The sequence below is a fragment of the Paenibacillus xylaniclasticus genome, assembly GCF_004001065.1.
GTDB classification, from domain to species: domain Bacteria; phylum Bacillota; class Bacilli; order Paenibacillales; family Paenibacillaceae; genus Paenibacillus_T; species Paenibacillus_T xylaniclasticus.
In genome coordinates this window covers 1-20,874 of record NZ_BIML01000007.1, presented here as the reverse complement: position 1 = coordinate 20,874, position 20,874 = coordinate 1, and the positions used below count along the sequence as shown (strand labels likewise).

Below are 20,874 nucleotides of genomic sequence, written 5' to 3'. Positions count from 1 at the left end.
CCTCTTAAGATTTAGGAATCGTACCGCTTACTCCTTGAACGAACCACATCATATTATGAATATCCTCGTCGGTCAGCACGGTGCCAGCCGCTGCTTTCTCATTGCCATCCTGGTCGATAATCGGTCCGGAGAACACTTGATATGTGCCGTCAATAATTTCTTTCTTCTTCGCCTCGATCAAGTCACGGACATCTTGTGGAACGCTGATACCGAATGGCGCGATGTCTGCAACGCCATCGGCAATCGAGCCCCAATAGCTGGACGATTGCCACGTCCCGTCAACGACCTGCTGCACTTGATCGATATAATAAGGCGCCCAATTCCAAGTCGGATTGGTCAAATAATAATCCGGCGCATATTTGTTCATATCCGAATCGTTGCCCAGACCATAGACGTTCCGTTCCGCAGCCGCTTGAATGCCCGCCGGCGAATCTTGATAGTTCGCCAATACATCTACTCCCTGATCAAGCAAGCTGATAGCGGCCTGCCGCTCGACTGCCGGATCGAACCACGTATTCGTCCATACGACCTGTACGGTCGCATCCGGATTAACGCTCTGCGCACCAAGCGTGAATGCATTGATGGTATAGATGACTTCCGGTATCGGGAATGCTGCCGCGTAGCCGATTTTATTGTTTTTGGTTATTTTTCCAGCAGCCATGCCGGAGAGAAAGCCGGTCTGATATCCGCGTCCCGCATAAGTGGATAAATTATCCGCCGTCTTATACCCCGTTGCATGAGCGAACTTCACATTCGGATATTTCGCTGCCGCATTAACCATCGCATCCATATACCCGAAGCTTGTTCCGAAGACAATGTCGTTCTTCTGCGCCAGCTCCTCGAATATGCGCTGCGCATCCGGTCCCTCCGGCACATTCTCGACGGTCGTCGACTTGATGCCGAACTTCTCATCAACAGCCTGCCGGCCGAGATCATGCTGATACGTCCAACCACCGTCGCCCGGTACGCCGATATAGACGAACGCAACACGCGGCTTCTTGCCAACCGCTTCCGTACTCGTCTGCGCCGGCTCCTCCGCCGTCGTTCCGCTCGCATCCGATGGCGTCTCCTTCTTCGAAGACTCCTTGGAACACGCTGCAGTGAATGCGAGTATAACCATGATGAGTAACAGCATCCATTTCTTCATATCCGCTCTCCCCTCCCGTGTTAGAGCCGATTACCGCTGTCTGTATAGGCTGGCCGCAGCATCGGTCAAAACGCGTTCATGATGTCGGATCTAGATGGGATGAAACTCGCATCACCGCTCTAATAATTCCTTCATAGCCGGTACAACGGCACAGGTTGCCGCTAAGCGCTTCTTCAATCTGCTCCCTTGATGGAGAAACGGTTTGTTCAAGCAGACCAGCCAAGCTGATGACGATGCCCGGCGTACAATAACCGCACTGTAATCCCCCTTCCGCTACAATCGCCCGCTGAATAGGATGAGGCTTAGCAGCTTCGTTATCACCGCTGCCAGACACCCCTTCAATCGTAACGATGGAGCGTCCTTCACACTGGTAAGCCATGAGCAGACAAGCATTCATCGGCTCGCCATCGACAAGAACCATACAAGCCCCGCACCGCCCGACCTCACACCCCGGCTTGACGCCTGTTAGCCCAATATCTTCCCGGATAAAATCGAGCAGTCGGCGGGTCGGCGGCACACGCCGCTCAATCGGTTCACCGTTAATCGTACAGGACAGCCGGAAGCTCGTTTCAATCATTCCAATCTCCTCCCTCCCTATGCTGCCTCGCTGTATGATAGGGCCGAATGAGCTGTTCAGGACGAATGGGCAGCTTGTTGATCCAACTGCCGCAGGCGCTTCTCACCGCTGCTGCGATAGCTGGAGCCAAGCCAACCGTGCCGATCTCGCCGACACCGCGTGGACCGAACGAATCCCCCTCCGGCAGCTCCTCTATTGCCTCTACAGAGACCTGCCGAGGAATGTCACGGATGGTCGGGATCATATAGCTGTCGAGCTGCCCCCGGACGTAACAGCCTTCATCCATCACGACCTCTTCGGTCAACGTAAACCCTAGCGCCATTACGCTTCCACCTTCAATCTGACCGAGGAAGCCCATCGGATTCACGACCGGACCTGCAGCTACTGCGTGATCGGTCCGAAGCACACGTACTTTGCCGGTCAACAGGTCAACCTCAACCTCCGCAACGACCGAAGCATAGCTGTACAGAAAATGAGCACCGACTGCTGCCGATTCCGTAGGCGTGATCGGGAAATCAAATGCCGTCTCTTGAATAAGCGGCTCCGTCAGCGCCTCCGCCAGCTGACCGTACGTTAACGCTAGTTTCTTGCAGCTAAGCGAATTTGACGGCTGTGACATCCGTTCCGATTGGCAGTCCCACAATGGATGAGAGGCATCCGTCCGCCATATCCCGCCTTGGCCTGTCTCTAATTCATTGCAGCTGCAGCCGAGCAATTGTGCTGCTTTGCGGAGCATGGATTCAATGAACGGAGGCGCTAGGTGCCGCATCGCCTGCCACGCCATCGCCGTCGCTCTCGATGCTGTGGCAGAGCCCGTATGTGGAACAGCGTCAGTATCGCCAATCACGATACGGATATCGTCTTCCGCACAGCCGAAATGCTCCTGTACCAGCAGCGTCAGCACGGAAATTATGCCTTGACCGAATTCCTCAAACCCGAATTGAGCCTCCAGTTTACCATCGGCCGCCAAGCGAAGCCGTCCGCCCGCTGGATCAGGAATCCCGTAGCCAAGCCCCCCTCCATGCATGACGAGCGCTGCACCGACGCCGCGAAGCTGCCAGGACTCCGCTCCTTGAGTAGAGCCGCCTCGCTTCGCCATAAGAGGAGAGCGAAGCGCTGCCTCCCATACTTGGCGGGCTCCGTCGGTCGGTGCAATCGTCTGCCCAAGCGGCCCTGGATCGTCTTGCTCCCGCAAATTACGCCGCCTCAGCTCCCACGCATCGAGTCCGAGACGATCTGCGAGTCGGTCAATCTGACCTTCTACCGCGAATATAACCTGATTGCCGCCAAATCCGCGGAATTCTCCCGCCACGCCATTGTTCGTAAATACGCTTAGTCCTTCAATTCGAACATTCGGAATTCGATAGGGGCCCGTCGCATGCTCCGTCGCAAACTGCAGCACTTCCCGCCCCAACGTTACGTATGCTCCGGTATCCGCGACGATGTCGGCACGATGAGCAATAATACGTCCATCCTTATCCGCTCCCGTCTTCATCCGAATTCGCATCGGATGCCGCTTAATGCTGGAGCGGATCGATTCGCGGCGGCTGTTGTGCATCTTCACTGGCTTGCCCGTACGCATCGCCAGCAAAGCGCCGTAAGGCTGTACATTCAGCTCATCCTTGCCGCCGAACGAGCCGCCGATTGGGCTAGAGACGACCCGAATCGATTCCTGCGGCACCGCCAATATCCGCGATAATTGCAGCCGATCCTTATAGCCATGCTGCGTGGGCGAATAGACCGTAAGCCGGCCGTCCTCCTCGGGCACGAACAATCCGCCTTCCGTCTCCATGTAAAGATGCAGCTGCCTTGGGGTTACATACTCTTCTTCTACGATCACCTCGCATCGCTCGAATGCCGCCTCGGCATCGCCGGATACATAGCAGGTTCGGGCTAGCACATTGCCTCCTTCATGCAGCAGCGGCGCATCTGGCTGCAGCGCGCGATCCGGGTTATCGATTACGGGAAGCGGGTCATACTGCACCCGTATCGCTGACAATGCTGCAGCCGCCAGCTCCGGTGTATCTGCCGCTACAGCAGCAATGACATCGCCTATATGCCGGACCCGGTCGGTGCAAAATACTGGTATGTCCTGTGTTACGATGCCGTAACCGTTCAGCCCCGGCACGTCATCTGCTGTCAATACAGCATGCACTCCGGGCATTGCTGCCGCAGCCGATACATCCACATGCAGAAGTCTCGCATGCGGGTAGCAGCTGCGCAGCACTTTTCCGTACAGCATTCCTTCCCTCTTCATGTCGGTCAAATATACAAGCTTACCCGACGCCTTGGCCGCTCCATCCGGACGCTCCATCCATTGACCTTCACCCCGCCGCTTGGTGATTCGGTCAGGCGGAATAGCTCTTATGCCGAGGGGATTAGTGCTTGACTCCTCCATTCGCCCGCTCCCCCCTTCGGCGGCCGTACACACGATCGAGCTCGGCCGCAATGACGTTAGCTGCAGCCATTCTTCTATAGGCTGCGCCTGCATAATCATCAGCTACGGACGGAATTCCCCTCCGAACGGCTGTATAGACACAAGAGACGGAAGTGCCGCTTTCAGCCGCCGTTTCCGCATCATACAGCCGAACCGGTACCATACCCGCGCCGCCAACAGCCAATCTTACATCCGACAACACCCCGGAGCTTGCATCCACTCTATAAGCACAAGCAATCGTCAGAACGGATGGCGTGAACGCCTCTCGACGGCCAAGCTTGCGGTACCAGCAGTCTCGACCTTTCAATAGTCCGATTTCGAAGCTGATCGTTAGCCGATCCCGGTCGCCGCCGTCCGTAGTAAGCCATTGTGCAAGAGGGCGCCGCTCATAACGACCATTGCTGTACAGAATGATTACGGCATCTAGAGCTAGCAGGGCCGGAATAAGATCACCGCTGCGAGTCATGACATTGCCGCCGATCGTTGCCTGTCGGCGTACCGACGGCGCCGCCACGCTATTCGCAGCCATAGCAAGCAGCGGAGCCTGGCTCTGAATATCGGTATGATGTTCGATGACAGATAACGGTGCCGCTGCGCCAATACGCAGCACCCTCGGCGCAGCATCCGTCATCGGCTGCCGAATTTGAATCGTGCGAAGCGCAGCGATTTTATCCAGGCTGATTAAATGAAGCGGAGGGAAGGAGCTCCCTGATTCCCAGCTTGTTCGCAGCCATGTGCCACCTGCCGCATAGCTGGCATGCTTGCCGTATTGCCGTTTCAGCCGCCACGCTTCCTCTGGCGAATCCGGTCTCCATACTTGAACCATACCGATAGCATCCCTAAGAGGCTCAGAATGACCGGGACTCTCCATCTTATCCCCTCCTCCTTCCCCATCCTTGGCGAAGCTATAGACCTGAAGCGGCCGCAGCCATCACCTTAACCCGGCTCACATCCTCCAGCAGCTCCGCGGCGATGCTAAGCGCGATTCGTTCAGCACCATCCGTCCCGGCTACGATACCTACAGGCGAGCGAAGCCTTGAATCACCGGATTTGAACAACCCTTCAATCAATGCTGCCCGCCGCCTAGCCGAGCCTAATATTCCGATATAGCGAAGAGGAGAATGAACCAATCGCTCCAATATCGACCGATCCTGTTCCATTTGGTGCGTCATAACGACAGCTCTGTCATCATGCCGAATCGCAATTGCGGCCAACATATCATCTACGCCGCCTGTAATCGTTGCTGCCGCCTCTGGAAACCGCTGCGCCGTGCACAATGCTTCTCTTCGGTCCGCAACAATGACGCTAAATCCAATCCGCGCCGCCAGCTCCGCGACTGGTACCGCGTCGTCTCCCGCACCGAACAGCAGCAGTCTCGGATTCGGCTCATAAACGAACGTAATCGTCGACTTCATGCCGCTTCGATTCTCCGAGAATCGGACGAACCGCTCATGCCACCTGTCACCGCCCCGAATCCGGTATTCTGTTATCACTTCGTTTGCCGACAGAATGCGCACCAGCTTCACCGGAAACCCTTCATTTAACAAACGATGCATGGCGCCAAGCGCCTGCTCGAGCGCCGAATCGACCGGCTCTAGCAGTATCCGGAGCAACCCTCCGCAGCCGACCGCTTCGCCGAATGACAGATCATCCGGTTCGCGAACATCATATACGGCAATGTCCGTGCAGCCGGATACTATCACCTGCTTTGCCCGCTCCATTAAGTCCATCTCAACGCAGCCCGGACTCAAATGGCCGACCGCCGTGCCGTCCTGATCGATCAGCATGACTGCACCAGGCTTGCGGTATGCATGACCCTCAGCAGCAACTAGCGTCGCCAGCACGCTCCCCTTTCCCGCCGGCCATCTCCGTCTTAACAGCGAATGAAAGCTGTCCATCGGAAACCCCTCCCGTGTCGTTCAGCATACAATTCGTCTGTCACTTCCAAAAGCTTACACCCAATATATGAGAACGTTATATCGAGGTCAACTAATCTAACACAAATTTGGGATTTGATCCAAAACAAAAAGCGACGATTGTGCAGAATGCACTTCATCGTCGCTCTGAAGTTATTTTATGTGACATTCACATCGATTTCGCACAATAACCAGCACGCATCCGTAGGGCATAATGCCATTCATCTGGAGTATCAATATCCAAGAAGCTGCTCGACTCCGCCGGTACGAGCACGCCAGAGCAGCTCGGATTGTTAAGCAGCCTTCGCGCGCCCTCATCCCCAGTCAGCTGTAGAACTCGCGGATATAAGCGGCTGGACAGAATTACAGGCGGCATCGCTTGGCCATTGCAGGAAGCAGCTGCCCAATCGGCATTGCCAGCGACTTGAAAAGCGTGGACAAGCCTACGCATCAGTCTGCAACCGACGAAGGGCTGATCGGCAAGCGCAATAAGCGCGCCATCGGCGCCTAACTGTGCCGCAGCGGTTATGCCTGCGCGAAGCGAGGCGGCCATTCCTTCCGTCTCCGACTCCGCGCACCGCACAATGCTGCAGCAATCACTGCCGCCCGGCTGCGCACGCTGCTGCTCCAGCTCATCCTGCAGCCAATCAAGTGGATCATCCGGTCGGACGACTAGAATCGTTCTCATCACCGACTGCCGCAGCTGCCGGAACGATTCGCCGCCTATTGAACGGCCGTCGGGCCAACGGAGCGCCAGCTTCGGCCTTCCCATCCGGCGGCTGGAGCCAGCAGCTAGCAATATACCGACAACGCGCGGAATCCGCACATTCTGAACATCAACGGTTGGATAACGAAGAAGTCTGCCCATTATGCCATCCTCCCAATTAACCGGCTGATCGCCACATCTGATTCCTGCAGTACGGCCGCTTCATTGATCGTTGTGACAATCCGGCTGCGCATGACGATGCGTCCGTCAATCCATACCGTATCCACGTCTCCCCGTCCAGCTGCATACACAACACGGGAATAAATGTCGGCGTCGTGGGATGGAAACGTATGAAATTTGTTGAGATCAAGCATCACCAGATCCGCTTTTTTACCTACCTCAATCGAACCGATCATCCGCTCCAGTCCAAGCACTTCAGCGCCGCCCATCGTCGCCATCCGCAGCACCGTTCTCGCGTCCATCGCAGTCGGACCATGCTGCACTTTATGAATCATCGCGGTCAACCGCATTTCTTGAAACATGTCCAGATTGTTATTGCACGGCGCGCCATCCGCTCCAAGTCCGACCTGCACACCGCTTGCCAACAGTCCGGGCACACCAGCAATACCTGAAGCAAGCTTCAGGTTCGAGCCTGGGCAATGCGTTACTTTAACGCCCTTGCGCTTAATAATGTCCCGTTCCGCATCGTCAAGCCAAATCGAATGAGCAAGTACAAGACGAGGAGTCGCCAGGCCGATATGATCTAAATACACGACATTCCGCATACCGGTATCGCGTTCCACCAGCTCGATCTCGCCGCGGTTCTCCGCGGCGTGAGTATGAACGAGCACCTGATAGCGCTCCGCAAGATCCCGAACCGCAATGAGCAACTCTTCCGTGCACGAGACGACGAAACGGGGACAGAATGCATACTGCAGCCTCCCACCATCATAACCGTGCCACCGTTCCAACAGAGCGACGCTATCCTCAATGGACTGCTCCGTCCGCTCCTGCAGCGCTGGCGGAATATGTTCCCCGCTTCGGTCCATCATTACTTTGCCGGAAATAGCCCGGATGCCGCTCTCAGCCATCGCACGAAAAGCAGCATCCGTATGATGCACCGTCTCCATATCGAGCAGCGTTGTCGTACCGCTCTGAATGAGCTCACCAATGCCAAGCAGCGCCGAAATATACACCGATTGCTCGTCATGCGCCGCTTCCAGTGGCCAAATTCGCGTACGAAGCCAATCCATCAGCTCCATGTCGTCTGCTCGGCCACGGAACAGCGTCTGGCATAGATGCACATGGGTTTGAACGAAGCCCGGTATAACAACTTTCCCGCTTGCCTCAATGATTTCGTCAGGCACAAAGCCTTCTTCACCGAAAGCGCCGCCTATTCCAACTATCCGATCATCTTTAATTCGAACATCGCCCCGTATAACATCCCATTGCTCGTTCATTGTAACAACCGTAGCATCGCGAATGAGCGTGTTCCCCATTACTGCACCTCCCGCTGCCAGCCGCTGTTTAATCGGCTGGCTGTTCCTCCTTCAATATATGCCGGAATAGAAACGCTAATTTCATTCGGAGCAGATCCGACGTTTTCTTAAAATCGACCTCCAGCATCTCACCGATCTTCTCCAGACGATAAGCAGCCGTATTCCGGTGAATGTACAACTGCTTCGCAGCCTCCCCAATCTGTGCATCGTAGCGCAAAAACATATCGAGCGTCCGCATCAACTCACGCTCGTTCTCATTCTCTTCATCCGTCAGCTTCTTCAACACCGCCCGGCAGAAACGGTCCATTCGTTCCCGAGGCACTCCTTCAAACAAGAACGCCAGCTCTTTGTCCGAGAACGTTACGACCTCCTCTTCATCGGCCGAACGGTCCGACAATCGGATAGCGTCTCGGCATTCAACATAAGCTTCACGAAGCTGGTTCGGAGCCGTCTTCTTGTAGCTGATCGAGATTCGCCGAAGCAGCCTCCCGCCCTTACGTCTAATCGAATCCATACATTCCCTAAGCACGGCGGCCAGCTTGTCGACGCTGTGAAACGTCTCTGCCGGTACGACGAACACGCTGTCCTCGTCGACCGAGAAATGGACGATTTGCAGCCCCATAAGACTTGGATGCACCATCATCTCTTGGCTTAAGCTGCGGTCTACTCCTTGGTGATGAGCCCGCATGTAGACTGCTCCACGACCCGAGCAACGTTCACCTTGAACGCCAAGCACGCAATAATATTCGCCATTACACAGCATGACGCCGATTTTGCGCGCACGCTCCATAAGCAGCTGTGACGGCAATCCACCTTGCAAATAGCGGACGAACAGCGTTCCAAGATCGTCAGGCGCTAACAAAGCAGAAGAGTCCGGCTGAAGCTGTGAAACATGATGCGTGATCAATTCTGCGGCTTGGTACAGCATATTTTCTTCCGGCTTCGTCGTCTGGCCAATTGACTGGAACAGTACACAGCCTATCGTCTCTTCGCCGCTCGCCAATGCGATTCGCAGCACCCGAATGCCTTCGAAGCCGGCCCAGCGGCCGAGCGGCAGCCGTTCCCAGTGACGACGTAGTGCTGCCTCTGAGCTGGACGTCGAATTGAATACGATCTGCCCGCCCTGCAGTAGTACCGCGACCGGAAAGCCGATAATCTCAGCTATGTCTGTAATGTGGCTTTCGCCGCCCCGCTCTCTTCTCAGCGCTAGACGCAGCAGCTTCTTTTGCTTCTCCATAACATCCTGCACCGTAATCAACTGCCTTCCAAGCTCAGACCGAAGCAATCCATCTAGGTCGGCCTCGCTATGAAATGCATCAGGCAGCGCGATGACGGGCAGCTGAAGCCGTTCTGCCTCTTCCACTAAAGCACTGGCATCATGATAGAAGCTGCCCGCTCCTCCTGTTACGCCGGTGACGCCGATAACTGCCGTTCCAAGCTCATGCAGCATGTGCACAAGCCGCGCTACCTCTTCCTGGCTGCCCGACAGAGCAGTAACAGGCACAAGCAGCATGTCGCCTGGACGTACACGTCCCGAGAATTCTGACGTTCGAATGACATGAACCGCACGGATGATACGATGGAGTCCCATTTTACCCGCAACTAGCTTCCCTTCAGACAACGGATACAACGACAGCACCTGCTCAACCGTCATACGCACGAGAACCCCTCCAGAACGGTTTAAAATGTCATTATATCTTACATTTTATTCCGTTTTTGTGAACTGATCAATAGATGTCGTCAGATTTAATTACATTTTGCGAAGGGTATAGGGCAGGTGGTCGGAAATGGTTGAGGGCGTCTTTATGCTGGTGCATCACTTTTTGTGTCACTGTGGAATAACAGGTTACTTCAGAGACCGAAGTGCCTCGCCCCTACTATCGGTAAGCTAATATTCTACGATACATCGTTAAGTCCTTCAGCTTGCGAAAAGGAATAATTTGCGGAGTTGTGTTCACCTCAAGCAGCCACGCCCGGCGCTTATGGTCAACGGCGATGTCAAGGCCAAGTTCAATGCAGCGCGGATAGGCAACGGCGAATTGACGGGCAATACGCAGACTTAGCATCTCTACTTTCCGCTCCATCTCATTGGTGCTCGCGCTCGACATATTCGCTCGGAACACTTCCCGCGTCGTATGAATCGTTGCCCCCTTGCTGCCGTTCGTCACCACCTTCCCTCTCGCCGCTACACGGGCTAACATTCCCGTAACGACAAATTTGCTGTTCGGATGCTTCCGCTGCGTCATGACGCGCAGATCAAAGCTTCTTCCATTAAATTTCATCATACGAATGCCCTGCTGGACCAAATAGCTTCCGCTCCACTTATATTGACGAATAAGCCGATACAGCTGTGCAAGCGTAGATACTTTCCTCCTCATCAGGTTGTATCGCCATTCGTATCCGCCGCCTTGAAGCTTGCGCGCACGCATTACGCCGTTGCCGAGTGAGCCAACATTCGGCTTTACATACACCATTCCATACGTTCGAAGCATACTGCCGAGATTATTTTCTGTCAGCATAACGGTCTTCGGTATTGCGGACCGGATACGGCTGTCGCCAAGAAGCACTTGAGTCTTTCTCATTTTACTGCGCTCATACTTCCCGCCTTTTATGATTGATTTCATATGTCCCCTCCGGCAATAGTTTACATTTCTTCAGCTTATGTGCGCTGGCTAGTCCAATCTTGGACTAGCACCCATTCAAGCTGGCCTGTTTGAACATACGATATGTAATCGAGGCGAGGGAGGTATTCGATTGAAAACACGCCATATGAACCGGCTGGCCGCTTATTACGCGCGCCGATTTCCTTGGTATGCCGAGCTGCTGCGGTCCCATTCCCAGCATGAAGGCCAGCTGCCTATTATGACAGCCGACCTGTTGGAACGCCATTATTACACCGCTCCTGCACCCAAGGGCTCATTCGTCTATCGAACATCCGGTACGAGCGGCGGTACACGCAAAGCGATCGTCTATTCCCATGCGGACGAGCGCCGATATTTGCAGGTGAAAGCGAAGCTATTCTCCCATATTACGAACAGCAAGCCGATCCGCCGCGCGCTTGCCGACATGGGAACCGGGCATGCGGCTGCAACGGCGCTGGACGTATTTCGGAAGCTCGGCTGGGAAGCGGATGCCATCGCATACGACGCACCACTGTCTGAGCATGTCGAGCGGCTGACAACCTTTCGTCCCGACCTGTTCTACACGATGCCTTCTCTTCTGGACCGCGTCGTATGCGCACTTAAAGATCCAGCATCGCTCGGCGTCCGCTGTATTGTGACCGTTGGCGAGCCGGTATCGCCTCAGTGGCGAAGTGCAATGGCGGCTGCTTTTGGACTGTCCGAGAAAGACGTCATCGACACTTACGGCTCGATTGAGATTGGGACCATCGCCTGGTATGACCAAGCTGCAGGCGTGTATCGTCTGGCAGACGGCGTTAGCGCCGAAGTCGTGCAGCCGCAGGAGCTTGGTCTATCGGATACGCTTGCGCATGACGAAGCAGCGCTGCTGCTGACCTCAACGCAGCGAGCCGCTTTTCCGGCGATTCGGTTCGCAACCGGCGACGTCGTTCGCGGCTTCACGACCGGCGTGAAAGGAGAAGGAACGGAAGCGACGTTCGAGGCAATCGTCAGACGAATCGGACCGGAGCTGAAGCATGGCGAGAAGATCAGCATTCACGACATCGAAGCTGCCGTATTCACTCATGTCAGGCGGGTTCAGGTCAGAGCCGCTTCAGAAGACAGCCGGCTCGTTATCTACTTGTACGGCCCCGATGCTACACCGAGCGCCGCCGAACGGATTGAAGCGGAGCTCAGCCGCAAGGTGCCTGAAATCGGCGCCATGATCCGTGCAGGCATGCTGCCGCGTATCGAAATCGTGCTGGCTGCCCACGAGAACGAACTGCCGCAAGGGAGCGTGAAACAAAAGAAATGGCACCGTCCAACCGACTTCAACTAAACATGGAATCCGGTATACTCCGGTTTATTGGGAGAACGCCGCTTGTGCCTCTGCGTCACCTATACCCGGATGCACCCGTCAACATTTATGCCAAGCTGGAAATGTATAATCCCGGCGGCAGCGCCAAAGATCGTCCAGCTCTTCGCATGATGAAGGAGGCGATTGCGAGCGGACGTATCGGCCCCGATACGACGATTGTCGAATCAAGCTCGGGCAATATGGCCATCAGCCTGTCGATGATATGCGGTGTTCTCGGCTTACGGTTCATCTGTGTCGTCGATCCGCGTACCGCCGAAACGAATCTGCGCATTATCCAATCGTATGGTGCAGAAATCGACTTCGTCAGCGAGCCCGATCCTGAGACCGGCGAATATCTGCCTGCCCGAATCGCTCGCGTCAATGAACTGGTGAAGCTGATCGGTGATGCTTATTGGCCGAATCAATACGGGAATGAATTTAACGCCGCTGCACACCGCGATACGACGATGCCGGAAATTGCGGCAGCAGTAGGCGAGATCGATATGCTGTTTGTAGGCGTCAGCAGCTGCGGCAGTCTGCGCGGCTGCGCAGATTATGTGCACGGACAAGGCTGGCGCACAGCCGTCATCGGCGTGGACGCCGCAGGCAGTGCGATATTTGGCGGACCTGGCAGCAGGCGGCTGCCAGGGCTTGGCGCTGGCATCATTCCGCCGCTGTTCAAGCAGGGGCTTGCAGACAGCCACGAAACGGTGAGCGATCTTGATTGTGCCATCGGCTGCCGAAGACTGCTGCGGCGGGAATCGATTATGGTCGGCGGATCGGCAGGCGGCGTCATTACAGCACTCGGGCGGAGACTCCATCAACTGCCGGATGGAGCTAACGTCGTCGTCATTCTGGCTGACCGCGGCGATCGATATTTGGATACGGTATACAATGACAACTGGCTGAGAAGCTGCTTCGGCGAAGAAGCGGAAGCCCGATTGGCAGCTGAGCTATAAGATGCTGTATTTGAATGAATCCGACTTGCTTACGCTCGGAACGGATTGGAAGCAGCTGATCGAGGCGATCACCGAGGGGTTGCACTGCATGCGGGACGGCCGATACGTACAGCCGATCAAGCCGTACCTTCGTTTTAACGATCCGAACAACCGGATTATCGCTATGCCTGCATACATCGGCAGGAAGTTCGATACTGCGGGAATCAAATGGATTGCCAGTTATCCTTCCAATCCAGCCAGCGGCATTCCAAGGGCCCACAGCATCGTCGTGCTGAACGAGTCAGCAACCGGCAAGCCCTATGCGTTCATTAATAGCCCATTGCTCAGCATACTACGGACGGCCTCCGTCAGCGCCGTTATGCTGCGGCGTTGGCTGGAGCTGCCGAATCAGCAGCATGATCGCCCTTTGAACGTATGCTTAATTGGCTGCGGCCCGATCGGTAAGTGGCATATTAGGATGCTTACAAGCATACTTGGACCTAAACTCGGACTGCTGACCATCTATGACTTATCTGCCGAGCGTGCACAAGAGGCAGCGAGTCTTGCCGGATCTTCAGGAACTAGAGCAGCAGATTGGCGGGCAGCCTACTTGAAAGCCGATATCGTGCTTACCTGCACCGTATCCAGCAGCCGATATATTGACGTGCCTCCTCCGCCCGGCAGCCTGCTGCTGCACGTATCGCTGCGCGACTATATGCCTTCTGCCCTGATTGATATTGAAACGATCGTTGTCGATGATTGGAACGAGATTTGCCGCGAAAATACGGACATCGACTATATGCACCGCACAGCCGGCCTCACCCAAGAGCAGACGATTCCGCTATACGACGCTGTACTCGGACACGAGATGCTGCTCCGCTCAGCTCAAGGCAACCGCCTGCTGTTCGCTCCGATGGGTATGGCCGTATTCGATATCGCCGTCGCTTCCTATTACGTCGGACTTGCTAAACAGTACGGGATAGGGATTGAGCTGGAGTAACCGATCATCAAGAAGGGCTGAGATCTTACAAGTCTCAGCCCTCACCTTTATTGCGCCCGACGGTAAGCCAATATTTTACGATACATCGATTTGTCCTTAAAATAACGGAATGGATAAATCCCCGGCTTCGTATTCAATTCGAGCATCCAAATCCGATGATTACGGTCTATAGCAATATCGATCCCCAACTCGACGCAGCTCGGAATTAAGACCGCATATCGTTGTGCGATTCGAAGGACCAGCCTCTCGACTTGTTCGATCATGGAACGGACCTTACTCTCCGAGAGATTTGCACGAAGTACTGGCTGGACCAAATAGACATCTGCGCCTTGGGCAGCATTAGTTACAATCTTCCCCTTCGCCGCTACTCTTGCGAACTTTCCGGTAATGACCCATGGGCCACTTGTGCTCTTGCGCTGCGCCATTAGGCGAAGGTCGAAGCTCCTCCCTTTATAGGTCATAAGGTGAATGCCTTGTTGGACTAGATAGCGTCTGCCTATTCGATAACGCTGGATAAGCTTATACAGACCGACGACCGTTGCCGTTCTATTACTCATCCGCTTATATCGAAACTCGTACATGTCTCCTAGCTTCCTGACGCGCATGACGCCCTGACCCTTCTGTCCGTTGGAAGGCTTGACGTACACCATCCGGTAACGGCCCAGCATCCGGCTCAATTCAGTCCTCGTCAGGCCGACCGTCTCCGGTATGGTGGAACTGATCGTCTTGCTGCCTCGCATCCATTGGGATACTTTAACTTTATTAATGAAAGGAACTTTTCTTCCGCTAGCACGAGCCGTCATTTTTCCCCTCCGCTATTTGCGATTTCTTCAGCATATGTGGAGAGGCGGCCGCAATCTTGGATATATACCCAGCAGAAGCCTTCGATTCTGGCATTATGTGCAGAACTCGAAGGCTTCTTGATAAATTCAGTGTATCCGGTTGTTATGAAGAAACTGTTTCGTTTCGTCCGTACCCAAATCGTATAGCATATCATATATCTGGTGAATGATCGCATCGGTTCCGCCATTGAGCGCTCGTTCATCATCGGTCTCATATGGATGTCTTACAAAATGAAAAGCTTCCGCCTCGTCCATGCTCGAATATTCGCCGAACAGCTCCTTGAGCTTGTTCACCTCGTCGTCATTCGCCTCGATCACAAGCTCATATGCTGCAGCCTCAGGGTCCTCCAGCACTTGACCACTCGCCACGGAAACGTAGAACAAACGCCGCTCTCCCGCATCTCCATTCGTATGCGGCTCTTTATGCCCCATTTTGCCCCCTCCTTCCTTATTCGATGATTGGACAGCCTTCCATAGCTTCTCCCTATGGACAGACATTTTATTCTATATTTCAGCATATAACTAGTATTATCTCGACAAATAGACGTCTGCCCTCACCTAACAGGCATGGGCGGGCGGCATCATGATAGAACGAGTGGTTGCCGACAACATCCTGAAGAAAGGGATGAGAGTAGATGTGTGGAATTACCGGTTGGATCGATTGGAGCCGTGATCTGACACAGGATAGCGAACAACTTGAACGGATGACGGAGACGATGGCCCCTCGTGGTCCGGATGCGGCCGGTACGTGGATATCCGCCCACTGCGGTCTTGGACATCGGCGGCTGTCGGTTATCGATCCCGAGAACGGCGCTCAGCCCATGATCCGGCGAGATGGTGATCGCACTTGCGTCATCGTCTATAACGGAGAATTGTATAATGCGCTTGAGCTGCGAGCCGAATTGGTAAGCCATGGCCGTTCCTTCACAACGAGCTGCGATACAGAAGTGCTGCTGCTTGCTTATATGGAGTGGGGAAAAAGCTGCGTCGAGCGGTTTAACGGCATTTTCGCATTCGCAATATGGGACTCTGCCGAGCAGCATCTGTTTCTAGCCCGCGACCGACTGGGCGTCAAGCCGCTTTTCTTCCGAGAGGGAACAGGAACGTTCATGTTCGGCTCGGAGCCGAAGGCGATTCTGGCGCATACAGACGTTCAAGCTCGAATCGGAGCAGCAGGCTTGGCTGAAATTTTTATCGTCGGACCTGCCCGAACGCCTGGCCAAGGTGTATATGAGGGGCTTCGCGAGCTTCGGCCCGGTCAATGCTTGACCGTAACGCGCGATGGCAATCGAATTCATACGTATTGGAGGCTGGAGAGCAAACCGCATACCGACGATGTGCATGCAACGGCCGCCCGTGTGAGAGAACTGCTGCAGGATACGGTTGAGCGGCAGCTCGTATCCGACGTTCCGGTATGTACACTCCTCTCAGGGGGCTTGGACTCGAGCGCGCTCACTACCTTAGCCGTCCAATATTATAAGGGTACCGGTCAAGGTAGCATCCATACGTATTCTGTTGATTACGTCGATAACGACAAGCATTTCAAGGCTCATGCATTCCAGCCTAATGCAGATGCGCCTTGGATTACCCGGATGAGCGAGCATCTGGGCACCATCCATCATAACGTTCAATTCGACACACCGGAACTAGTCGATGCGCTTCGCGCCGCAACGCTGGCCCGCGATCTACCGGGGATGGCAGACGTCGATGCGTCGCTGCTCCTATTCTGCCGCGAGATTAAAAAGGGAGCTACAGTCGCCCTGTCTGGCGAAGCGGCGGACGAAATATTCGGCGGCTACCCTTGGTTCCACCGTGAGGAAGCGCTGAACGCCAATACGTTCCCATGGTCGCTTGCCGCCGGTATGCGCACCGAGCTGCTTCATCCCGATATTGTCGATTGGATTCAACCGCAGCAATATTTGGCCGACCGATATGAAGACGCACTGGCTGAGGTTCCTCATCTCGATGGCGAGGACGCGCAAGCTCAGCGCATGCGAATCATGTCTTATTTGAACATTACACGCTTCATGCCCACGCTGCTCGACCGCAAAGATAGAATGAGTATGGCCGTTGGGCTTGAAGTTCGGGTTCCGTACTGCGACCATCGTCTTGTCGAGTATGTGTTCAATATTCCCTGGGAAATTAAAACGGCGGGAAGCCGAGAGAAAGGCATTCTACGACAGTCTCTTACTGGAGTACTGCCGGATGATGTGCTGTGGCGCAAAAAAAGTCCATATCCGAAAACGCACAATCCGAACTACTTGGAAGCCGTCCGCTCGAAGCTGCTTGACGTGCTGAACGATCCGAGTTCTCCTCTTCTGCCGCTGATCAACGTTCAGAAGGTGCGCGAGATTGCGGCTTCGACTGATGCAAGCTCCAATATTCCATGGTTCGGCCAGCTGATGAGCGGACCTCAGCTGTTTGCCTACTTGTGGCAAACGGACTTGTGGCTGCGAGAATATAATGTGTCGATTGGATAATAGGCAGTTCCTAAAGCGGCGCAAGGATCTAGCGGTTGCGCCGCTTTATTTTTGAGAAATTTTTCCCATCTTTTTTGTCTAATTCTCTTATGAATTCGCTTACATCATCCGACATTATTCTTGAGAAAATGATTCAGGGCAACTGTGTCTACGTACGAATGCCCAGATGGGAGGCTGTCCATGCAAGAAGAAGGAAGCTTTGTGAAAGGAGTTAGTAATGCCTTAGGAATATCCGCATTGCTCTGGTCGGCGATATTGATTAGCCTATATGGCTGGTACAGCCTGCATGGCTAAGGAGATTGGCAGAGGCTTGATATGGAGGACATGACATGATGAAAGGTCACAGATGGACAGCTTCCGCCGCCCATCTGTGACCTTTCGTAATTTACACTTTCTTCCGAAGCTGCGAGAACAGCTCACGGAGCGCAGCGCCGCGATGACTGATCGCCTGCTTCTCCTCCATCGTTAGCTCAGCCATCGAGCATCCCATCTCTGGCAGCCAGAATAACGGGTCGTAGCCGAACCCGCCCTCTCCGCGCGGTGAAGAGAGAATGCGACCTTCAACAGCACCTTCCGCATCCATAAACGTTCCATCTTCAGGATCGTACAACGCCAGCGCGCATTTAAATCTCGCACCGCCGTACAGCACGACGCCGTGCGCTTCGGATGCCGGTACATCGCCAATAGCCCCGGCAAGCTGCTTCAGCTCACGAAGCAGCTTCGCATTATTGTCCGCGTCGGTTGCACCTTCACCTGCATAACGAGCTGAGTAGACGCCCGGCGCACCACCGAGCGCATCGACGCACAAGCCCGAATCGTCCGCAAGCACAGGCAAGCCCAATGCATCGCCAATCGTCTTCGCCTTCTTGCGTGCATTCGCTTGAAACGTATCGCCATCCTCAACGATGTCCGGAAGTCCGTCGAAATCACGCAGGCTGCGAACCTCCATGCCCAGCTCGGCGAACGCATGGGCGAACTCCTTCACTTTCCCTGCATTACCAGTAGCAACGACAACCACTTGTCCGCTCTTCAGCATTAAACCTAGCCTCCGATCCGAGCGCCCGCTCCGCCAAGCGCTTCGCGCTGCTTCGTCACCAATTCAAGAATGCCGGATTCCGCCAATCCAAGCAGCGACTGAAGCTCATCCCGCGAGAATGGCGATTCCTCGCCCGTTCCTTGCACTTCAACGAATTGACCCGCTCCCGTCATGACGACGTTCATATCGACCTTCGCCTTCGAGTCCTCATCATAGTTCAGATCAAGCAAAGGTTTGCCGTTAATAACACCGACGCTCACTGATGCCAAGTAGTCGGTTATCGGATACTTGCTGAAATTGTGCTTCTCCGACAGCTTATGAACAGCAAGCGCCATCGCGATGAATGCGCCGGTAATCGATGTCGTCCGCGTTCCGCCATCGGCTTGAAGGACATCGCAATCAAGAGTGATCGTCCGCTCGCCAAGCGCAGGCAGATCGACGACCGATCTTAAAGCACGGCCGATGAGCCGCTGAATTTCCATCGTGCGTCCTCCGAGCTTCCCTTTGGCCGACTCGCGTTGATTCCGAGTTTGCGTTGCACGCGGAAGCATCGAATATTCAGCTGTTACCCAGCCTTTGCCTTGCCCCTTCATAAAAGGAGGAACCCTATCCTCAACTGTCGCTGTACACAGCACCTTCGTATCCCCGAATTCAACCAGGACGGAGCCTTCCGCGTATTTGTTCACATTCGTTTGTATCGTAACAGGCCGAAGCTGGCCTTCCTGACGCCCATCTGTTCTCATGCTGGTCCTCCTAGCTTTCTGTTCTAAATCACAGCCTTCCCCATTTTACCAGACGATCACAACAAAATCGACTTACATCTTCAGAACGCAAACTGCCCTTCGTTCATGGCAGTTGAACCGGCCAGTTCACGAAAGGCAGTCGAAGCACCGAGTTGGGATTTATAGCTTATGGTGAAAAATCATAAAATAATGCGTTACGATTTCAAGGCATTTATAACGGTCGGACGTTCTACAGGCTGGCTATAAGAAACGTTATTCTCATCGAGAATATTCGTCTTGCCATTGAGCTTAATTTGTACTTTGGACGCACCGGTATTCTCGGTAACGGACCATACGATCGCTTGCAGCATGTCGGCCGGCTCCAGCTGCCCTTCCGCAAAGCCTTCATCCGTCAGATCGACCGTTACGATATCGTCCTGCGGCGTGACACTCTTCACCTGAACATCCGGCGTCACGACGCCGATTAGACTGCTCTGCTCCGACGGTCCGAGTACGAGCTGATCGATCGCCGCCTTCGCAATATCATCCGTCCGATTAATCAACCGGGTAACCGGAACATAATACATCTCGCCGCTTGGTGTCTCCGAGGAGAAATAGAGTGTAACCGGCACAGATTGGCTGTAATCGACACCGTCCGCCGTTTCGAGATTGATACCAACCGAGCGAGTAAGCGGACGATCAAGCGGATAGGCTTGCTCCGGCATTTCTTCCAGCTTGGCCCCTTCAAGACGAAGCTCTACACCTTGTACATTCGGGATGCCGGTGAGTGTCCAGGCGATCGCCTCGACGATTTTACGTTCTTCATTGGCGTTATAGTTGGCGAAGGATTGCGAAAAATCAACGGTCGCCAATTTTTTGTCCTCCGATTCGGTGTAGCCGATCACTTCCGTCCCCTTCGGCAGAACGCCTCGGAAGCCAGCAGGCAGCTGATCCGCATACGGACCTCCGTCGACCATCATTTCGAGCGCCTTCTTGCCAAGCTGGGTGTCGCCTAAGGTTGTCCGGAGCGTAACTGGCGCTAGATAATTGTTATTGTCCAGCAGGTATACGGTCATGTGCGTTTCACCCGTCTTCAAATCGACGGAAGCGGTCGGCTCCGAGCCTGTCATGCTGTGCGGAGCAAACGTAGTGCTTGCGTCATTTTGCGTTTCAACCGGCGGCGGGTCGATCTCTTTGGTCGTATTCTGCGAGAATACCCCGCAGCCCGCCGTCAATAACGGTACGACGAATACCCCTGTCCATGCTGCCCGGCGAATCCAACGATATTGGCTCATTTTTCGTTTCTTCCTCCCATCATCTTCGCGCCGTGCCCCGGCGAAATATGAACCTTAAGCCTAACCATCTAGGGTTCGGTTGATAGTACTATGTATACGAGCCCCGGCTTGTTTTAGACCTGTCTGGTCTCTCTGCAGGCGAATGTTCTTCTGACCGCAGGGTCACTCCGCAGGCGATATCTCCAGAATCATTCGCCTGCTCCGTTCACGCGATACCTCCAGAATCATTCATTGGTAGGGTGACAGCGAAACTCCAAAGCCCGCACGTTATACAATCTCTAAGACATAATAAGTGGATGAAGTA

18 protein-coding genes are annotated in these 20,874 nt (G+C 54.4%); 4 read left to right on the top strand and 14 right to left on the bottom strand.

The annotated features are described in order from the left end of the window. Positions 1-4: 4 nt before the first annotated feature. From PXY01_RS10600 to PXY01_RS10560, 9 genes are all read right to left on the bottom strand, one after another. Complete coding sequence (locus PXY01_RS10600; RefSeq protein WP_127569831.1) at positions 5-1,147, bottom strand: BMP family ABC transporter substrate-binding protein; 1,143 nt, start codon at positions 1,145-1,147, stop codon at positions 5-7. A 76-nt stretch (positions 1,148-1,223) separates the two neighbouring features. After that, positions 1,224-1,724 (bottom strand): (2Fe-2S)-binding protein, encoded by a 501-nt coding sequence (locus tag PXY01_RS10595; RefSeq protein WP_127569830.1) that lies wholly within the window; start codon positions 1,722-1,724, stop codon positions 1,224-1,226. Further along, the gene (gene pucD / locus PXY01_RS10590) at positions 1,717-4,122 is read right to left on the bottom strand and encodes a xanthine dehydrogenase subunit D (protein ID WP_127569829.1); all 2,406 of its coding nucleotides are present in this window, start codon (positions 4,120-4,122) and stop codon (positions 1,717-1,719) included. The genes PXY01_RS10595 and pucD overlap by 8 nt, the downstream gene beginning before the upstream one ends. Continuing rightward, positions 4,103-5,032: an FAD binding domain-containing protein gene (locus tag PXY01_RS10585; RefSeq protein ID WP_127569828.1), complete on the bottom strand. Its 930-nt coding sequence runs from the start codon at positions 5,030-5,032 to the stop codon at positions 4,103-4,105. The genes pucD and PXY01_RS10585 overlap by 20 nt, the downstream gene beginning before the upstream one ends. 34 nt (positions 5,033-5,066) lie before the next feature. After that, complete coding sequence (locus PXY01_RS10580; protein WP_127569827.1) at positions 5,067-6,059, bottom strand: XdhC family protein; 993 nt, start codon at positions 6,057-6,059, stop codon at positions 5,067-5,069. 187 nt (positions 6,060-6,246) lie between these two features. Further along, a complete protein-coding gene (locus tag PXY01_RS10575; protein ID WP_127569826.1) occupies positions 6,247-6,945 on the bottom strand; it encodes a nucleotidyltransferase family protein in 699 nt (232 codons plus the stop codon). Next, the gene (locus tag PXY01_RS10570; protein WP_127569825.1) at positions 6,945-8,282 is read right to left on the bottom strand and encodes a 5'-deoxyadenosine deaminase; all 1,338 of its coding nucleotides are present in this window, start codon (positions 8,280-8,282) and stop codon (positions 6,945-6,947) included. The genes PXY01_RS10575 and PXY01_RS10570 overlap by 1 nt, the downstream gene beginning before the upstream one ends. A gap of 28 nt (positions 8,283-8,310) precedes the next feature. After that, positions 8,311-9,936, bottom strand: coding sequence for a helix-turn-helix domain-containing protein (locus PXY01_RS10565; protein ID WP_246027891.1), 1,626 nt, complete (start codon positions 9,934-9,936; stop codon positions 8,311-8,313). A gap of 223 nt (positions 9,937-10,159) precedes the next feature. Then, entirely contained in the window at positions 10,160-10,906 is a 747-nt protein-coding gene (locus tag PXY01_RS10560) for a YheC/YheD family protein (protein WP_127569823.1), read from the bottom strand. A gap of 130 nt (positions 10,907-11,036) precedes the next feature. Between PXY01_RS10560 and PXY01_RS10555 the strand changes: the two genes are divergently transcribed. The 3 genes from PXY01_RS10555 to PXY01_RS10545 are packed head-to-tail and all read left to right on the top strand — an operon-like array spanning position 11,037 to position 14,195. After that, the gene (locus PXY01_RS10555) at positions 11,037-12,239 is read left to right on the top strand and encodes an AMP-binding protein (RefSeq protein WP_127569822.1); all 1,203 of its coding nucleotides are present in this window, start codon (positions 11,037-11,039) and stop codon (positions 12,237-12,239) included. Then, positions 12,212-13,216: a 2,3-diaminopropionate biosynthesis protein SbnA gene (gene sbnA / locus PXY01_RS10550; protein ID WP_127569821.1), complete on the top strand. Its 1,005-nt coding sequence runs from the start codon at positions 12,212-12,214 to the stop codon at positions 13,214-13,216. The genes PXY01_RS10555 and sbnA overlap by 28 nt, the downstream gene beginning before the upstream one ends. 1 nt (position 13,217) lies before the next feature. Beyond that, positions 13,218-14,195, top strand: coding sequence for a 2,3-diaminopropionate biosynthesis protein SbnB (locus PXY01_RS10545; RefSeq protein ID WP_127569820.1), 978 nt, complete (start codon positions 13,218-13,220; stop codon positions 14,193-14,195). 47 nt (positions 14,196-14,242) lie between these two features. Here PXY01_RS10545 and PXY01_RS10540 read toward each other — a convergent pair whose 3' ends face one another. Then, the gene (locus tag PXY01_RS10540; RefSeq protein ID WP_127569819.1) at positions 14,243-14,998 is read right to left on the bottom strand and encodes a YheC/YheD family protein; all 756 of its coding nucleotides are present in this window, start codon (positions 14,996-14,998) and stop codon (positions 14,243-14,245) included. Between the two features lie 126 nt (positions 14,999-15,124). Continuing rightward, positions 15,125-15,469 carry a hypothetical protein gene (locus tag PXY01_RS10535; RefSeq protein WP_127569818.1) on the bottom strand — a complete coding sequence of 115 codons (345 nt, stop codon included), beginning with the start codon at positions 15,467-15,469 and terminating at the stop codon, positions 15,125-15,127. Between the two features lie 203 nt (positions 15,470-15,672). On the opposite strand from PXY01_RS10535, the gene asnB reads away from it, so the two are divergent. Beyond that, positions 15,673-17,517, top strand: coding sequence for an asparagine synthase (glutamine-hydrolyzing) (gene asnB / locus PXY01_RS10530; RefSeq protein WP_127569817.1), 1,845 nt, complete (start codon positions 15,673-15,675; stop codon positions 17,515-17,517). Between the two features lie 385 nt (positions 17,518-17,902). On the opposite strand, the gene PXY01_RS10525 is transcribed toward asnB, so the two are convergent. From PXY01_RS10525 to PXY01_RS10515, 3 genes are all read right to left on the bottom strand, one after another. After that, positions 17,903-18,553 carry an XTP/dITP diphosphatase gene (locus tag PXY01_RS10525; RefSeq protein WP_127569816.1) on the bottom strand — a complete coding sequence of 217 codons (651 nt, stop codon included), beginning with the start codon at positions 18,551-18,553 and terminating at the stop codon, positions 17,903-17,905. A 5-nt stretch (positions 18,554-18,558) separates the two neighbouring features. Further along, on the bottom strand, positions 18,559-19,296 hold the full coding sequence (rph, locus tag PXY01_RS10520; protein WP_127569815.1) for a ribonuclease PH: 738 nt from the start codon (positions 19,294-19,296) through the stop codon (positions 18,559-18,561). Between the two features lie 194 nt (positions 19,297-19,490). Beyond that, the gene (locus tag PXY01_RS10515; protein ID WP_127569814.1) at positions 19,491-20,570 is read right to left on the bottom strand and encodes a GerMN domain-containing protein; all 1,080 of its coding nucleotides are present in this window, start codon (positions 20,568-20,570) and stop codon (positions 19,491-19,493) included. Positions 20,571-20,874: the final 304 nt, after the last annotated feature.

Excerpts from the sequence above, each read along its gene's own strand:
- PXY01_RS10600 (WP_127569831.1), bottom strand. The coding sequence starts at position 1,147 with ATGAAGAAATGGATGCTGTTACTCATCATGGTTATACTCGCATTCACT.
- PXY01_RS10595 (WP_127569830.1), bottom strand. The coding sequence starts at position 1,724 with ATGATTGAAACGAGCTTCCGGCTGTCCTGTACGATTAACGGTGAACCG.
- pucD (WP_127569829.1), bottom strand. The coding sequence starts at position 4,122 with ATGGAGGAGTCAAGCACTAATCCCCTCGGCATAAGAGCTATTCCGCCT.
- PXY01_RS10585 (WP_127569828.1), bottom strand. The coding sequence starts at position 5,032 with ATGGAGAGTCCCGGTCATTCTGAGCCTCTTAGGGATGCTATCGGTATG.
- PXY01_RS10580 (WP_127569827.1), bottom strand. The coding sequence starts at position 6,059 with ATGGACAGCTTTCATTCGCTGTTAAGACGGAGATGGCCGGCGGGAAAG.
- PXY01_RS10575 (WP_127569826.1), bottom strand. The coding sequence starts at position 6,945 with ATGGGCAGACTTCTTCGTTATCCAACCGTTGATGTTCAGAATGTGCGG.
- PXY01_RS10570 (WP_127569825.1), bottom strand. The coding sequence starts at position 8,282 with ATGGGGAACACGCTCATTCGCGATGCTACGGTTGTTACAATGAACGAG.
- PXY01_RS10565 (WP_246027891.1), bottom strand. The coding sequence starts at position 9,936 with ATGACGGTTGAGCAGGTGCTGTCGTTGTATCCGTTGTCTGAAGGGAAG.
- PXY01_RS10560 (WP_127569823.1), bottom strand. The coding sequence starts at position 10,906 with ATGAAATCAATCATAAAAGGCGGGAAGTATGAGCGCAGTAAAATGAGA.
- sbnA (WP_127569821.1), top strand. The coding sequence starts at position 12,212 with ATGGCACCGTCCAACCGACTTCAACTAAACATGGAATCCGGTATACTC.
- PXY01_RS10545 (WP_127569820.1), top strand. The coding sequence starts at position 13,218 with ATGCTGTATTTGAATGAATCCGACTTGCTTACGCTCGGAACGGATTGG.
- PXY01_RS10540 (WP_127569819.1), bottom strand. The coding sequence starts at position 14,998 with ATGACGGCTCGTGCTAGCGGAAGAAAAGTTCCTTTCATTAATAAAGTT.
- PXY01_RS10535 (WP_127569818.1), bottom strand. The coding sequence starts at position 15,469 with ATGGGGCATAAAGAGCCGCATACGAATGGAGATGCGGGAGAGCGGCGT.
- asnB (WP_127569817.1), top strand. The coding sequence starts at position 15,673 with ATGTGTGGAATTACCGGTTGGATCGATTGGAGCCGTGATCTGACACAG.
- PXY01_RS10525 (WP_127569816.1), bottom strand. The coding sequence starts at position 18,553 with ATGCTGAAGAGCGGACAAGTGGTTGTCGTTGCTACTGGTAATGCAGGG.
- rph (WP_127569815.1), bottom strand. The coding sequence starts at position 19,296 with ATGAGAACAGATGGGCGTCAGGAAGGCCAGCTTCGGCCTGTTACGATA.
- PXY01_RS10515 (WP_127569814.1), bottom strand. The coding sequence starts at position 20,570 with ATGAGCCAATATCGTTGGATTCGCCGGGCAGCATGGACAGGGGTATTC.